Below are 14,890 nucleotides of genomic sequence, written 5' to 3'. Positions count from 1 at the left end.
ACAATTTTGCTGTTAATTTCGAGCAGATCGTCACGGCTCATTCCGGGTTTTCTGGGCACACCGGCTGTGATTACACAAACATCAGATCCTTTGGTGTCTTCGTAATCGACGGTTCCGGTCAGGCGTGTATCAAACCCTGAGATGGGTGATGCTTCCCATTGGTCGAGTGCGCGCCCTTTTGAAGGGTAAAATGTGTTATCCCCATCTTTTTTTTCAATATCAACCATTACAACTTCTTTCGCGAAATCCCGTTCAGCAATACTTAGTGCTACGGTTGAGCCAACATTACCACCGGCTCCTACAACTGTTACTTTCATGATTTTTCTGTTTTTTAAGTTTTAAATATAGTATTTCGAAAGACTCTTTAGCATTTCAAGTAGTTCCCCTTGAAAAATGCCCTTCTTTAAAATAACGGAAAAATGAGTAGAATTGAAGTAATTTTGGAGAGTTTTATCCTTTTCTCCGGTCGAGTCCCCACATGAGCTTATTGCGAAGTGTTTCGAAGTAATTTTGCTCGGGAAGCTGGATTAACTGAATGGAATACTCACTTCGCTTAATGCTCACTTCGAACTCCGTTTCACTAGGCTGGATGATACCATCATAGGCAAAGAGGGTGTGTTTACCGCTTTCAGCACTTTTAATGGTTAGTGTGTTGTGATCGGGCAGAACAAGCGGCCGGGTGGTTAATGTATGCGGATTGATGGGAGTTAGCAGCATCACCGGGGTAGATGGTATTACAATTGGTCCGTCGGCAGAGAGGTTATAAGCGGTGGAACCGGTTGGAGTAGATACTAAAAGTCCGTCGGCCCAATAGTTGTTGATGAACTCTCCGTTATAGTCCGCGCGCAACGTGATCATTGAGGATGTATCTTTTTTTGTAAACAGAAATTCATTCAGGGCATAGTAGGTATTTCCGCCCGTAGATGTTGCCTGGAGTAGTCTGCGCCGATCAATCTTATAATTTTCAGCAGCAATTTGATCAAGTGCATGATGAATGAAGTCCGGCTGTATGTTTGCCATAAAACCGAGTTTACCCGAATTGATGCCCAATACCGGTATGTCGATCTCTTTGATAAGGTGCGCGGTGTGGAGTAACGTTCCGTCGCCTCCAATTGCAATGATGATGTCCGAATTCCGGACTGCTTCAAGCTCTGTCTTGAATGTATTTACATGACTTGGCCAACTAATTTTTGGAAATTGTGACTGTAAAGATTGAGTTAAAGAGATGTAGTGGTTGTTATTTGAGCACCATTCAAAAACCTGTTCAATGGGTTCCTGGATAGAGTACTTTTCCGGATTTGCAAGAATGCAAAATTTCATGAGGCGTCCTGTTCAGGTCGATCCACAGTAACTCCTTCCATTGGCAGAAGCCACGGAACGGATGACGGTACAATTCCTTCGATAAAATTCTGGTGAATGCCTATTATAACTGACTCTGCCGATAACCAATAGCCAGAATAATTTCTACTGTTAAAGAATGGGTTGTGCAAAGAGTCTGTCCACCTACTATAAAGTGATGACTCAGGAGTTACGGCTCGGATATCCAGAAAAGCCAGCTCTGTCTCTGGCTGGAATACACTGTTGTTGATATCGGTTAAGAGCATTCTCGCAAAAGGATTATCTGTAAAAGGGATGTACAATTCGGATGGAATGGTTTCTGCAGAATCAGTTTCTGTAGCTTCAAATGATTCAAAAGATATTGTGCCGGGTGAAGTTAGTTGATCTTCATTCAATTCGGATAACTGACTTTCAACGTAGTCAAGGTTCTGCTCACTATTCTGATTCAAATAAATCATAGTATGCCGCTTAGCGCTGTTTTGAATCAGAGTGAACTGATTTTCATAAGCTGCATTGATATTATAGTCGTCGTCTGTTACCTGTTTTTTAATCTGAGGGCTCAGTTCAGGCAGCCAGTCTATATTATTCCGGGCGAAATTTTGAAACATTTCTGTTTCTGATGATTGATAGACAAATTCGATTCGGTTTACAGGGTACTTTTCGATTTGATCAGTAAATCGTGGAGAAGGGTTTCGTGAAAGGATGATTTCTTCCTCATTTGCCGAATTTAAAACGTATGCTCCGGTACCAACGGGCATGTTTTTCAGGCCATTATCGCTGTTTTGTATCGCCTCTCTGGGGTAGATGGACAGATATGGAGATGCTAGTTTTTGAAGAAATGTGTCGTCCGGTTGATTGAGAGTAAAACGAATGGTTTCAGCGTCGACAACCTCTATTCCGGAAATTTGGTCTAAAACGCGTTTTGATTCATCATAAACGGAGTGCTGCTCAATAAAATAATTTTCGTATCCGGAAATATTCATTAAAAGCTGTGATGCTGTTGGTGGCACGTCTGCTTTGGCCGTTCTTTCAAATGCCCAGCGAATATCGTCTGCTTGAATACGACGTCCTACACCGGAACCAAATACGTTGCTGTCGTGAAAGTAAAGATCTCTGTTGATTTTCAATTCATATTGACGTCCGTCATCTGAAACTGAATAGTCACTTACCAATGCGGGTTCTGCATTACCTTCCGGATTGAGTTTAAACAAGCCGTCATAAATCAAAGCGATTACACGCATTGTACTCAGATTATCGGCAAAAAGCGGATCGAAATTAGTTAAAGGCTCCAGATTCCCCACTCTTAGCTGCTGAAATTCATCCTGGGGCTGAGTGGTTTCGTCTCCATCCTGCGCGGTTGCGGATTCAGGAGACTGCTCGACAACGGTTACGGTGTCTGTAGTTCCACAACCATACAAAAGAATAATCAATGGAAGCAGAATCAGTAGTTTTTTTGATAATGTAGTTTTCATAGCTATTTATTGCCTTTTAGACCTTTCAACCCCTTAACAGCTTTCTGACTAAGTAAGTTTGTTTCGTATGTGAGAACACGGCCATTTTTCTTTTGATGGGTTGAGACGGCGAGTTCGATCAACTCCTGAAGCAGCTGATCAAAATCTACCCCCGACTCTTTCCAAAGGTAGAACGAAAACGAACCCGGAATGGTGTTGATCTCATTGAAATAGAAGTTTTCTGTGTTTGATTCAACTAAAAAGTCGAGCCGGGCGAGTCCGCTACAGTTAAACAGGCGGAAAATCCTTTTTGATGTATCCTGAATGGATGAGGAGAGTGTATCGGGAATATCGGCCGGTATCACCCGATCTGCAGACGCCATTCCCTTGGCCGCATCATCCCGCATATATTTATCTTTGAACGAAAGAAGCTCTTCAGTTCCCATCGGCCTTTCGCATACACTGGCCCTGCAATTCTGAGAAGAACCCATCACCGAACAATTGATTTCGGTTAAGGGAGAGATGGCCTTTTCTACCAGTAAATGTTCATCAAAACGGAATGCGATTTCTACGGCTTCAATCAAAGTCTCTTTGTCAGTACATACTTTTACTCCAATGCTGCTGCCAAGGTGAACCGGCTTTACGATAACGGGGTAACTTAGCTGTTTAATTTCATCTAAAATATTGTCTTGCTCATCGACCCACTCCGTCTCAAAAAAATCAACCCCTTCAACAACAGGTATTCCCGCAGATTTACAAAGTGCTTTAGCTGTCACTTTATCCATGCCAACTGCAGACCCCATCACGCCGCTGCCGGTATAGGGAATGTTGTAGGTTTCACACACGCCCTGAAAAGATCCGTTTTCACCGCCAGACCCATGAAATGCGGTCAGCACAGCGTGTATGATATGCTCTTCATTTTTCGCAAAAAATCCGGTTTTAATCTCCGAAAGTACTGTTTGGCCCAGATCGTTATGGGTGAAATGGCAAGGAGTGGATTGTTTGGTCAGCTTTTCGAGATCCTCATAGTGCTTGAGGTCGAGCAGATAGTCTCCGGTGAACCATTTCCCGTTTTTAGCAATATAGAGTGGACGTATTTTGTAGGGAGAGCTTTCAAGAGCTGAAATTGCCTGCATGGCCGTAAGAACAGATACTTCATGTTCCGGTGAGGCACCGCCAAAGGCAACGACAAGATTTTTTTTCATAATGTTTAACTGAATTTAGCTGATGATACAAAGTTCACTTTTTAATTAACAGCATCTTATCGGGATTGATCAATATTATTTTCACCTAACTCACTCGTACTCATTGTACAGCTTAAAATTCTTATATGTTGGCTCTGTGTCAGTTCTCAAAAATAAAGGTGATTGATTTAATGGCTCAAAGTAAAATTCTTGTGATTGAAGATGAGTTGATGACGGCTCGTCTCATCACTTACCGGCTCAAGTCACTTAGTCATGAAGTACAGCATGAAAAAGACGGTGTTAAGGGGTTACAAGCAATCAAATAGTTTAAGCCTGATTCGCTTATTCAGTGATTTCTCAGATTGTGCTGATTGTTGATAATTCATGGGGGGAAAGTTTGTAAGTAAATTGTTGTTCTTGGGTCTTACAGATAAAACTGGAAAAGTGAGTTACATCAAACCTGAATTTAAACACAGTAAATTAACAGGCGCTATTTTAGGTTGTGCTTTTGAGGTTTATAATGAACTGGGCATGGGTTTTCCTGAAAAAATCTATCAGAGAAGTCTTGAATTAGAATTCAAAGAGAATGGTCTTAGTATAGATCGTGAATATACCATTCCTGTTTATTTCAAAGGCCTGCTTGTAGGTAAAAGACGGCTTGATTTTGTTGTGAATAAAAAAGTTGTCGTAGAAATTAAAGCACGCCCTTACCTAAACGATTCTGATTTCATTCAGCTCCGAAACTATCTCAAAATGGCGAAATTGGAAATAGGACTGCTTATGAACTTTGGGTCCACATCAGTCCAATACCGACGTTGTATTCAAACAATCGAATAATTCTTAACCATCAGTTTGAACAGCGTAACCAATCAGCGTTTTTTACTTACTCAGATACAGACTCTTAAATTCATACGGCTTTTTAAAGTGCTCATCGTCGAAGTTCTTGGCGAAGTAGATGCTTTCACCGGTTGATTTCATCTCCGGGCCCAACTCTTTCTTCACTTCCGGAAATTTATCGAATGGGAACACCGGCTCTTTGATGGCCCAGTTCACCAATTTTGACTCCAGGTCAAACTCTTTGAGTTTGGCACCCAGCATCACTTTTACACCAATGGCCGCTTCGGGAATCTGGTTTGCTTTGGCCAGAAACGGGATGGTTCGGGTGGTACGGGGATTAGCCTCCAGTACATACACAACGTCATCTTTCACAGCGTACTGTACATTCAGAAACCCAAGGATTTCCATATTTTCTGCAATTTTAAGCTGATGATCTTCGATCGTTTTGATCACTTCATCGCTCAAAGAGTAAGGCGGCAGCACCGCAGTTGAATCACCGGAGTGAACACCGGCCGGTTCAATGTGCTGCATGATTCCGGCAATGTGGAGCTGGTCGCCGTCATACACCGAATCTACGTCCACCTCAATGGCATGCTCCAGGTATTTGTCGATCAGGAACGCGTTTTCGGGATGGGTTTTCAGAATGTTGGCTACATATTTCCTCAGTTCTTCTTCCTTAACGGCAATCCGCATTCCCTGACCGCCCAGTACATAACTGGGCCGGATCAGTACCGGGTAGCCAATTCGTTTGGCTATCCTTACAGCCTCTTCTACTTCTGTTGCTGTTCCGTATTCAGGAAATGGGATGTCAAGCTTTTTCAGAAACTTGGAGAACTCACCACGATCTTCTGCGAAGTCGATCATTTCAAATGCGGTTCCGAAGATTTTAATGCCTTCCTCTAAAAATCGTTTACCAAGTTTGAGAGCCGTTTGGCCGCCCACCTGTAGAATCACACCTTCAGGTTTTTCATGATCGATGATATCCAGTACACGCTCCCAATACACAGGCTCAAAGTAGAGTTTGTCGGCAAAGTCGAAGTCTGTGGATACGGTCTCCGGGTTGCAGTTCACCATGATGGCTTCGTAACCCATCTCTTTGGTTGCCAGAACGGCGTGCGTACAGGAGTAATCGAACTCGATGCCCTGGCCTATACGGTTTGGACCACTTCCAAGGATCAGCACTTTCTTGCGATCCGTGACTTCACTTTCGTTTTCCCCCTCGTAAGCCGAATAGTAGTAGGGTGTCTGTGCGGGAAACTCGGCCGCACAGGTATCTACCATTTTGAATGATGGGATGAGCCCAAGTTCTTTTCGGCGATCTCGAACTTTCTTGTCATCCACTTTTTCTCCACTTTTGCTGAGCAGATATGCAATTTGGGAGTCGGAAAACCCGGCCTGTTTTAATTCGAAGAAGTCATCTTTGGTAATCTCTTTGAGATCCTGCCCCTCGGTTCTGTTTTCCAGCGATACCATGTACCGGATCTGCTGCAGGTACCATGGATCAACTTTGGTGATATCGGCAATTTCTTCAACTGAAGCTCCCAGTTTGAATGCGTTTCGGATCTGCATAGAGCGATCCCAATATGGCTTTAGCAATCGCTCACGCACTGTTTTTCGGTCAAATTCTTCATATCCGTCAGCGCCCAGTCCATCGCGGCCCACCTCAAGTGATTGCCATGCTTTGTTCAGTGCTTCCGGGAAGTTTCGTCCGATAGACATCACTTCACCCACGGCTTTCATTTGTGTGGTCAATTCTTCATCCACTCCGGGGAATTTGTCAAAGTTAAAGCGTGGTATTTTACAAACTACATAATCAATACTCGGTTCAAAACAGGCCGAAGTGGTCCCTGTAATCTGATTTTTAAGTTCATCAAGTGTATACCCTACAGCCAGCTTGGTAGCTACTTTTGCAATGGGGTAACCTGTAGCTTTGGAGGCAAGTGCTGAAGATCGGCTCACCCTTGGGTTGATCTCGATGGCTACCAAACGGTCGGAACCGGGCTCCATGGCAAACTGCACATTACATCCACCGGCAAAGGTGCCGATACTGCGCATCATTTTAATTGCTGCATCGCGCATATGCTGCAGTTGTTTATCGGAGAGCGTTTGGGTTGGAGCTACCGTTACAGAATCTCCCGTGTGAACTCCCATCGGGTCCATGTTCTCGATTGAACAGATAATAATTACGTTATCGTTGGCATCGCGCAGAAGCTCCAGCTCATACTCTTTCCATCCAAAAATAGATTCCTCGATCAGCACTTGGTGAACCGGACTCATTTCGAGACCGCGCAAAACTTTTCGCTCAAACTCATCTTCATTCCAAACGATACCCCCACCGGCTCCACCCATGGTGAAGGACGGACGAATTACGATCGGCAATCCACCCAGTTCTTCCTTGATCTCTTTAGCATCAAGGAGTGATTGAGCCGTGCGACTCTTACACTGTTCAATTCCGATGGACTCCATTTTATCCCGGAAAAGCTGCCGGTCTTCAGTCAGCTCCACCGCATCTATATCCACACCAATAATCTGGATATTGTTCTCTTTCCAGAAATTCACCTTTTCCAGGTCACGACAGAGGTTTAAGCCGGTTTGGCCACCCATGGTTGGCAGAACAGCATCGGGTTTCTCTTTGGCTACAATTTCCCGGATGGAATCAGTAGTCATGGGTAACATGTAGACCGCATCGGCCATAATCGGATCCGTCATGATGGTAGCCGGATTCGAGTTGATGAGTACAATCTCGTATCCCTCTTCCTGAAGAGAACGGCAAGCTTGGGAGCCTGAGTAGTCAAATTCACAAGCCTGGCCAATTACAATAGGTCCTGAGCCAATGATCAAAATTTTGTTGATATCGTCGCGTCTGGGCATTTTTCGAGGTTTTTTGTAGTCGTTTTAAAAAAAGTTGGTTGGTGATATTTAGCAATTGGGTGATGTTTACACCCACCGCCAGACTTCGCGCTTGCTCCGTCCGGCACCTCCCTCAAGGGAGGACTTTATTTTTGCTTCTCCATCATATCTATGAACTGATCGAACAGATACGCTGAGTCGTGCGGACCGGGCGATGCTTCGGGGTGATACTGAACCGAAAACCCCGGGAAATTCTTAAACTTCAGCCCCTCAATTGTCCCATCATTCAGATTGATGTGAGTGACTTCAGCTACTTTCTCATCTAGTGAGGATTCATCTACTGCAAACCCGTGGTTTTGGGTTGAAATTTCCACCAATCCGGTTGAAAGATTTTTTACGGGCTGGTTTGCTCCCCGGTGGCCTACAAACATCTTGGTGGTTTTAAGCCCTTCGCTGAGCGCCATCAGCTGGTGGCCAAGACAGATCCCAAAAAGCGGTTTGCCTGTTTTTTTAGCATAATTTACGGTTTCCAATGCATAATCAGCGGTTGCTGTTGGATCGCCCGGGCCGTTGCTGAAAAAGTATCCGTCGGCTTTCCACTCTTTAATTGCCTCCACAGATGTTTTTGCCGGGAAAATTCTCAATGTGCATCCGCGTTTGTTCAAATTGTTGAGGATGTTCTGTTTGATGCCGTAGTCGAAAACGGCTACCCTGAATTCATCATTGCCATTAACGGTTTGGGCTTCCGAACGGGTTACTTTGGTTGCAAGCTCCAGGCCTACCATGTCGTCCCACTCTTTGGCCATTTGGACAAGTTTCTCCTCATTCACTTCGGTACTGGAAATCACCGCGTTCATTACTCCCTTTTCTCTTACATGGCGAACGAGTTTTCGGGTATCTACTCCGGATATTCCGGTAATTTCATTGTCTTCCAGGTATTCCTGAAGGCTTCGGTCGGCCATAGGGTTGCTGTATTCGTGAGAAAATGCACGGCAGATCACCCCGGCAACCATCACCTTGCGGGCTTCATCGTCCCGCGGCTGGGTTCCATAGTTACCGATGTGCGGATAGGTCATCATCATCAACTGACCATAGTAGCTCGGATCGGTAAAGATTTCCTGATAGCCGGTCATGCTGGTGTTAAAACAGAGCTCACCGCCTGTGATGCCTTTGTGGCCAATGGCTTCTCCGTGGACAACGGTTCCATCGCTAAGTGCAAGTATGGCTTTATTTCGTGGATTTAGAGACATGTATCAGATTGGTTTCTGGTTTGGTGAAAGGTGAATTTTGTATTACTGCAAACGCTCCGGGTTAGAGCGTAGTGGTGAAAATACAGAGTATCGTGACCGGTAAGGATGCCTAAGACAAGTTTTAAGAGAGGAACTTCAAAATTTAGCCCAAAAAAAATCCGACTACGGAAACCGTGTCGGATTTGAAAATTGATATGGGCAAGTAATAATGCCATTAATTGCACAACCTCCATCGTAGGGTGTGCGTTGGCAGAAATTCAGTTCTATAGATTACTGTCGGGGTGATTTTATTCGCTGCTTTTTTGAAGTTTGAATAAGATAAGGAGTGAGATGATTTGATTCAACGTTCTTTATGATTTTAATAAATCCAACATCAATTAATTTCCTCCAGCTGCTCCCTCAATCATATAGTAGATTTCTTCACCCGGTCCTACAGGAATTCCAAGACCAAATACCATCGTATAAAACAGTATGATCCAGCCGATTAAAAAGAAAATACTATAGGGCAACATCATGGCTATTATAGTTCCGATACCGAGATCTTTATCGTATTTGTTGGCAAAGGCCAGAATCAAACCGAAATAACTCATCATCGGCGTGATGATATTGGTGACTGAGTCGCCAATACGGTAGGCTGCCTGAATCACCTCCGGTGTATATCCAATTAGCATAAGCATGGGCACGAAGATGGGGGCAGTCACCGCCCACTGAGCAGATGCGGAACCAAGCATCAGGTTGACCGAGCCGGATACCAGGATGAAACCAATGAAAATAATCGGCCCGGTTGCCCCCATGCTTTGAAGAAACTCAGCGCCTTTAACGGCGAAAATCTGTCCCAAATTGCTCCATCCGAAATAGGCCACGAACTGAGCGGCAAAAAAGACAATTACAATATAGAGCCCAAGAGTGGACATGGCGTTCGACATTCCTTTAATGATATCGCGATCCGACTCCATGGTACCTACAAGCTTTCCATATACAAAACCGGGGATGAGGAAGCAGATGAAAATAAATGCCACTACACCACGAAGGAATGGAGAGTCTTTCCAATCACCGGTTTCGGGGTTTCTTAATACTCCGTTTTCCGGAACGATTGTGAGTGCTAAAATACCAAACATAATTACAATGGAGACTCCGGTCCATTTGAGCGCACGGATCTCTTTTTCAGTCAATGGGTCCATGGAGGCTTCGTCGGAGAGATCTTCCATCGCCATGCTTTCGTCGTACTCTCCGAGTTTCGGCTCAACAATCCGGAGTGTAACAAATGCACCGAGAGCTGTAATCATGAAAGTACTTACAAACATGAAGTAGTAGTTTGCGGTAGCAACCACTACGTATTCGGGATCAATCAGGTTGGCCGCTTCCTGTGTGAGACCTGCCAATAGCGGATCGATAGTTCCAAGCAGAAGGTTGGCACTGTAACCGCCGGAAACGCAGGCAAAAGCACACGCGAGCCCCGCCATTGGATGTCGGCCCATGGAGTGAAAAATGACTGCGGAGAGAGGTACAAGTACCACGTAACCCATCTCTGAAGCTGTATTTGATATCACGGCGGAGAAACAGATTGCGATTGTTACCAGGTTTTTCGGGGTAACAACAAATCGATAGATTCTTTTTGGGATGGCTGTAATACCGGATCCGATATCGCCTTCCGGTTTGAAAGAAGCTGCCTTTAGTACAATTCCTCGAATTACAGCGCTTATCAGCCCTGAATGCTCAGCAACGCCGACTCCCAACAGAGCTACCAATACAACACCAAGAGGTGCAAAACCTGTAAAGTTGGAGACCATATTTGTGATGATCATCCGGAGGCCTTCGGCATTCAGCAAGCTAACCGGACGGATGATGCCATCCGGTGCTCTTCCGCCGGAACCTTCAGGTCGTGGATCGGCTGCACTCCAGTCCATCCATTCTGCAAATCCACTGAGCAATACTACGCCAAATGCAAAAAGCGCAAAGAGTGTAACGGGGTGAGGAAGTAGATTTCCTAGCCACTCAACAAAATCGAGAAAACGGGTAAAAAGAGTTCTATTATCTTTGTTCTGCTCGGGTACGTTTGGATCATCTGTTTTTGGATATTCACTCATAAAATCTGAAGACGTCTAACGGGTTAAGGCGGTTATTGCTGGTTATAAGTGCCGGTATTAAAGGCCGAGTTGAATAGGTAACCTGTTGAAGCTGATACCGCTCCTATCACTCCGCCTACAATAAAAGTGACCAGTAAAACATTTTCCACGCTGTTTACCTGAAGCATGGTTGCTATGCGGCCGGTAAGAATACCTTCATTCATAATGTGGATGTAAAAAGCCTGAACAAACCAGGCAAACCCAACACCCGAAAATCCGATCAGAAATGCATGCAGCCAGCGGTCGAGCATCAGAGCACCAACGGCAAGTGATGGTAATATGCAAATCCACCAGGGGAAGAAAAGATTTAGAAACCAGGTTATGGCAAAAATGATAAAGAAAGCGAGCATGGGTGTGACTCAAATTTGAAATTACATCTACGGAGTATATCAGTTTAATATGAAATCTGAAATAAAAGTGTAGATGATATTCTTTTGACGCAAAGGAATTTAAAATAATGCATAAAACTTTTAAAAAAGCGATTTTCTTTACCCTAAGCAGGTCAGAACTTATCGTCTCAATTTTGATCTGATATCGATTATTCTGATCTTTCAGTTCATTATTTTATAGCGCTTAAAATACATTCACAAACAGAAATTAAGTATACATCAGCATGGCAAAGGTTGAAGTCGTGATGCCCCAAATGGGCGAATCCGTAATGGAAGGAACCGTTATTGAGTGGGCTAAACAGGTTGGGGACAAGGTAGAAGTAGACGAGACACTACTTGAAATTGCAACAGATAAGGTAGATACCGAAGTCCCTTCCCCCGAAGCAGGAGTACTTGTAGAAATTTTAGTAGAAGCTGATGAAACCGTTGAAGTGGGGCAGCCAATAGCCATTATTGATACTGACGGTGATGCATCGGCCTCAGATTCTGACGATTCTGGGGATGATGAGCAAGAAGAATCTTCATCTGAAGAAGCACCGGAAGAAGTGGAAGAGGAAACGTCTTCTGAAGATTCTGAGCCTCAATCGGACTCAGGATCAGACTCAGGCGAATCTGATGAAGGCGAGCGCATAGAGGTTGTGATGCCTCAGATGGGTGAGTCTGTGATGGAAGGAGAAGTGATCGAGTGGCTCAAGAGTGTGGGTGATACTGTAGAAGTGGATGAGCCGCTGCTTGAAATTGCCACTGATAAAGTGGACACCGAAGTACCATCACCTGAAGGCGGAAAGCTCGTAGAAATTTTAGTGGAAGCCGGCGATACCGTAGAGGTGGGTCAGCCAATTGCAATTATCGGAACCGGGAAAGCTGCCTCAGGCGGATCATCTGCACCTAAAAAAGAATCTAAGTCTAAAGCTGAAGAGAAAAAACAGGAAGCTCCGGCCCAGGATAAATCAGAATCTCAACCGGCACCCGCCGCTGAAGGTTCAGAGCCTCAGCGAGTTGGAAGTGACGGACGATTCTTCTCTCCTTTGGTTCGATCGATTGCAAAAGAGGAGGGAATCAGTCAGGAAGAGCTCGAATCTATTGAGGGCAGTGGCAAGGATAACCGTGTAACCAAAGACGATGTTCTTCAATATCTTGAAGACCGCAAGGAAGGCAAGACAAAAGCGGCGTCTAAATCTAAAAGCAGTGGATTGTCCAAACCGGGTGCATCTGCATCAGGTAAAAGTACAGGCAAGATTTCAGCAGGTGAGCTTAATATCGCCAGCCCGGACGAGAATGTTGAAGTGATCAAGATGGATCGTATGCGCAAGATGATTGCAGAGCATATGGTTCGATCCAAGCAGACTTCTGCTCATGTAAGTACGTTTAGTGAGGTTGATGTAACCAATATCGTAAACTGGAGAAATGCGAATAAGAAGAAATTCCAGGAGCAAACAGGTGTTAAGCTGACCTATACTCCAATTTTTATTGAAGCATTTATAAAAGCGATTGGTGAATTCCCACTGATAAACAGTTCAGTGGATGGCGATGAGATCATCCTTAAGAAAGATATTAACTTTGGCCTTGCCGTTGCGCTTGGCGAAGGGGGTAAAGGCGGACTGATTGTTCCGGTGATTAAAAAAGCTCAGGATTTGAACCTGAAAGGGATTGCCAAGGCCGTTTATGACCTGGCGAGTAAAGCTCGAAATAAAGAGCTGAGCCCGGATGACCTGGTAGGCGGAACCATAACATTAACCAACTATGGTAGTGTGGGTAACCTGATGGGAACTCCGATTATCAATCAGCCACAGGTTGCTATTCTGGGGACCGGCGTAATTGAAAAACGTGCGGTTGTAATGGAAACATCACAGGGTGATATGATTGGAATCCGACACATGATGTACCTGACAATGAGTTACGATCACAGAATTATTGATGGTGCTCACGGTGGTGCGTTTACAACCCGGGTTAAAGAATTGCTCGAAGACTTTGATCCCGACAGAGCTATCTGATATGGGATGAAAATAGAGCGAATTTAAAGGAAGCGGCATAAGTGATTGTGCCGCTTCTTTTGTTTAGTTTACATAAAAAATGAATCACACAGAATGGACGTTTGCAAATCAATAGATGAAATTCGGGATGTTGTTAAATCTTTAAAAATTGAGGGGAAACAGATCGGTTTTGTTCCTACGATGGGCGCTTTGCATGAAGGGCATCTTACGTTAATCAGACAGGCAAAAGAGAAAGCGGATGAAGTAGTCGTTTCTATTTTTGTAAATCCCGAACAGTTTGGGCCGGATGAAGATTTTGAAAGCTATCCCAGGGAGATGGAAGAAGATCTGAAAAAGTGTGAGGATGAAGGCGTTTCTGTTGTCTTCGCTCCCAATCGAAACGACGTTTATGATGAAGAGAAATTCATCCGGATTGAAGTAGATGAACTGAATCGCCATATGTGTGGCGGCAGCCGCCCAGGTTTTTTTGAAGGAATTCTTCTTATCGTTAACAAGCTATTCAATATTGTAAGGCCTGATGTAGCGGTGTTTGGCCAGAAAGATATTCAGCAGTTTCAGATTGTGAGCCGAATGGTTCATGAATTTAATCACAGTATCGAACTGGTTATGGCTCCGATTGCGCGGGCAAACGATGGGCTGGCACTGAGCAGCAGAAATAAATACTTGAGTGCGGAGGAGAGAGAAATTGCACCGGGACTTTACAGGGCACTTAGTTACATTGAAAAGCAGATTCTAAATGGTGTGCATACACCTTCACTTTTAATGAAACATCAAATGAGTGAGCTTGAAGCAAAAGGTTTTAAAATTGACTATCTTGGTGTGTTTGACAAAAATACGTTACAGCTTTCAGAAACGTTAAATGAAGGCGGTGAGTACATCCTTGCCGGCGCTGTATGGCTGGGTAAAACACGTTTAATAGATAATTTTTTGATTGAATTGTAAGAAGTACGTTTTGATATGAAACTTTCGATGTTTAAATCCAAACTGCACCAAATGCGGGTAACTGAGGCGAACCTTATGTATGAGGGGAGCATTACGATTGATGAGGATTTGCTGGATATGGCAAATATCCTGCCGTACGAAAAAGTGCAGGTAGTAAATATTACGAATGGATCACGCTTGGAAACCTATACGATACCGGGCGAAAGAGGCAGCCGAATATGTTGTTTGAATGGAGCTGCAGCTCGACTCACGCAGGTGGATGATCGTGTAATTATTATGGCATACGCTCAGATGGATCCTGAAGAGGCCAGGAATTACAAGCCGACCGTTGTTATCGTTGATGAGAACAATGAGCCGAAAGACGTGCTCGAAAATGTGAGCCACGGCAAAAAATACGGACTCGAAAACGGAATGATTGAGAATCCGAATTAGAGAAAAAACTCAGAGATATTAAAAAAGCCCCGATTTGAAATTTCAGATCGGGGCTTTTTTATTTTTTGAAAAATTTAGTGAAATAGTTTCCTATTTC

Annotated in this window: 13 protein-coding genes; 5 read left to right on the top strand and 8 right to left on the bottom strand. The window is 44.2% G+C overall.

Going from position 1 to position 14,890, the window contains the following annotated elements; all coding sequences use genetic code 11:
* The 4 genes from ACESM0_RS01540 to ACESM0_RS01525 all read right to left on the bottom strand — a co-directional run.
* A partial coding sequence (locus tag ACESM0_RS01540) for a lactate/malate family dehydrogenase (protein ID WP_411289511.1) occupies nucleotides 1–317 on the bottom strand: 317 nt, incomplete at its 3' end.
* A 133-nt stretch (nucleotides 318–450) separates the two neighbouring features.
* A complete protein-coding gene (locus ACESM0_RS01535; RefSeq protein ID WP_372902962.1) occupies nucleotides 451–1,320 on the bottom strand; it encodes an NAD(+)/NADH kinase in 870 nt (289 codons plus the stop codon).
* Nucleotides 1,317–2,810, bottom strand: a complete 1,494-nt coding sequence (locus ACESM0_RS01530) for an ABC transporter substrate-binding protein (protein WP_372902960.1) — start codon at nucleotides 2,808–2,810, stop codon at nucleotides 1,317–1,319. The genes ACESM0_RS01535 and ACESM0_RS01530 overlap by 4 nt, the downstream gene beginning before the upstream one ends.
* A gap of 2 nt (nucleotides 2,811–2,812) precedes the next feature.
* On the bottom strand, nucleotides 2,813–3,994 hold the full coding sequence (locus tag ACESM0_RS01525) for a D-alanine--D-alanine ligase family protein (RefSeq protein ID WP_372902958.1): 1,182 nt from the start codon (nucleotides 3,992–3,994) through the stop codon (nucleotides 2,813–2,815).
* 170 nt (nucleotides 3,995–4,164) lie between these two features.
* Here ACESM0_RS01525 and ACESM0_RS01520 point away from each other — a divergent pair, with 170 nt between their 5' ends.
* Entirely contained in the window at nucleotides 4,165–4,299 is a 135-nt protein-coding gene (locus ACESM0_RS01520) for a hypothetical protein (protein ID WP_372902957.1), read from the top strand.
* A gap of 58 nt (nucleotides 4,300–4,357) precedes the next feature.
* On the top strand, nucleotides 4,358–4,810 hold the full coding sequence (locus ACESM0_RS01515) for a GxxExxY protein (RefSeq protein ID WP_372902955.1): 453 nt from the start codon (nucleotides 4,358–4,360) through the stop codon (nucleotides 4,808–4,810).
* A gap of 42 nt (nucleotides 4,811–4,852) precedes the next feature.
* On the opposite strand, the gene carB is transcribed toward ACESM0_RS01515, so the two are convergent.
* The 4 genes from carB to ACESM0_RS01495 all read right to left on the bottom strand — a co-directional run bounded on the left by carB (nucleotide 4,853) and on the right by ACESM0_RS01495 (nucleotide 11,386).
* Entirely contained in the window at nucleotides 4,853–7,681 is a 2,829-nt protein-coding gene (gene carB, locus ACESM0_RS01510; RefSeq protein ID WP_372902953.1) for a carbamoyl-phosphate synthase large subunit, read from the bottom strand.
* Between the two features lie 125 nt (nucleotides 7,682–7,806).
* Nucleotides 7,807–8,910, bottom strand: a complete 1,104-nt coding sequence (gene carA, locus ACESM0_RS01505; RefSeq protein WP_372902951.1) for a glutamine-hydrolyzing carbamoyl-phosphate synthase small subunit — start codon at nucleotides 8,908–8,910, stop codon at nucleotides 7,807–7,809.
* Between the two features lie 377 nt (nucleotides 8,911–9,287).
* Complete coding sequence (locus tag ACESM0_RS01500; RefSeq protein WP_372902949.1) at nucleotides 9,288–10,997, bottom strand: AbgT family transporter; 1,710 nt, start codon at nucleotides 10,995–10,997, stop codon at nucleotides 9,288–9,290.
* A 32-nt stretch (nucleotides 10,998–11,029) separates the two neighbouring features.
* Nucleotides 11,030–11,386 carry a hypothetical protein gene (locus ACESM0_RS01495; protein WP_372902947.1) on the bottom strand — a complete coding sequence of 119 codons (357 nt, stop codon included), beginning with the start codon at nucleotides 11,384–11,386 and terminating at the stop codon, nucleotides 11,030–11,032.
* A gap of 263 nt (nucleotides 11,387–11,649) precedes the next feature.
* Between ACESM0_RS01495 and sucB the strand changes: the two genes are divergently transcribed.
* The 3 genes from sucB (at nucleotide 11,650) to panD (ending at nucleotide 14,793) form a co-directional block, all read left to right on the top strand.
* Nucleotides 11,650–13,419, top strand: a complete 1,770-nt coding sequence (gene sucB, locus ACESM0_RS01490) for a 2-oxoglutarate dehydrogenase, E2 component, dihydrolipoamide succinyltransferase (RefSeq protein WP_372902945.1) — start codon at nucleotides 11,650–11,652, stop codon at nucleotides 13,417–13,419.
* Between the two features lie 93 nt (nucleotides 13,420–13,512).
* Entirely contained in the window at nucleotides 13,513–14,361 is an 849-nt protein-coding gene (gene panC, locus ACESM0_RS01485) for a pantoate--beta-alanine ligase (protein WP_372902943.1), read from the top strand.
* A 15-nt stretch (nucleotides 14,362–14,376) separates the two neighbouring features.
* Nucleotides 14,377–14,793, top strand: coding sequence for an aspartate 1-decarboxylase (panD, locus tag ACESM0_RS01480; RefSeq protein WP_372902941.1), 417 nt, complete (start codon nucleotides 14,377–14,379; stop codon nucleotides 14,791–14,793).
* Nucleotides 14,794–14,890: the final 97 nt, after the last annotated feature.

The sequence above is a fragment of the Rhodohalobacter sp. genome (assembly GCF_041686455.1).
GTDB lineage: Bacteria > Bacteroidota > Rhodothermia > Balneolales > Balneolaceae > Rhodohalobacter.
This window is presented reverse-complemented; position numbering and strand designations above follow the sequence as displayed.

Excerpts from the sequence above, each read along its gene's own strand:
- ACESM0_RS01535 (WP_372902962.1), bottom strand. The coding sequence starts at position 1,320 with ATGAAATTTTGCATTCTTGCAAATCCGGAAAAGTACTCTATCCAGGAA.
- ACESM0_RS01530 (WP_372902960.1), bottom strand. The coding sequence starts at position 2,810 with ATGAAAACTACATTATCAAAAAAACTACTGATTCTGCTTCCATTGATT.
- ACESM0_RS01525 (WP_372902958.1), bottom strand. The coding sequence starts at position 3,994 with ATGAAAAAAAATCTTGTCGTTGCCTTTGGCGGTGCCTCACCGGAACAT.
- ACESM0_RS01520 (WP_372902957.1), top strand. The coding sequence starts at position 4,165 with ATGGCTCAAAGTAAAATTCTTGTGATTGAAGATGAGTTGATGACGGCT.
- ACESM0_RS01515 (WP_372902955.1), top strand. The coding sequence starts at position 4,358 with ATGGGGGGAAAGTTTGTAAGTAAATTGTTGTTCTTGGGTCTTACAGAT.
- carB (WP_372902953.1), bottom strand. The coding sequence starts at position 7,681 with ATGCCCAGACGCGACGATATCAACAAAATTTTGATCATTGGCTCAGGA.
- carA (WP_372902951.1), bottom strand. The coding sequence starts at position 8,910 with ATGTCTCTAAATCCACGAAATAAAGCCATACTTGCACTTAGCGATGGA.
- ACESM0_RS01500 (WP_372902949.1), bottom strand. The coding sequence starts at position 10,997 with ATGAGTGAATATCCAAAAACAGATGATCCAAACGTACCCGAGCAGAAC.
- ACESM0_RS01495 (WP_372902947.1), bottom strand. The coding sequence starts at position 11,386 with ATGCTCGCTTTCTTTATCATTTTTGCCATAACCTGGTTTCTAAATCTT.
- sucB (WP_372902945.1), top strand. The coding sequence starts at position 11,650 with ATGGCAAAGGTTGAAGTCGTGATGCCCCAAATGGGCGAATCCGTAATG.
- panC (WP_372902943.1), top strand. The coding sequence starts at position 13,513 with ATGGACGTTTGCAAATCAATAGATGAAATTCGGGATGTTGTTAAATCT.
- panD (WP_372902941.1), top strand. The coding sequence starts at position 14,377 with ATGAAACTTTCGATGTTTAAATCCAAACTGCACCAAATGCGGGTAACT.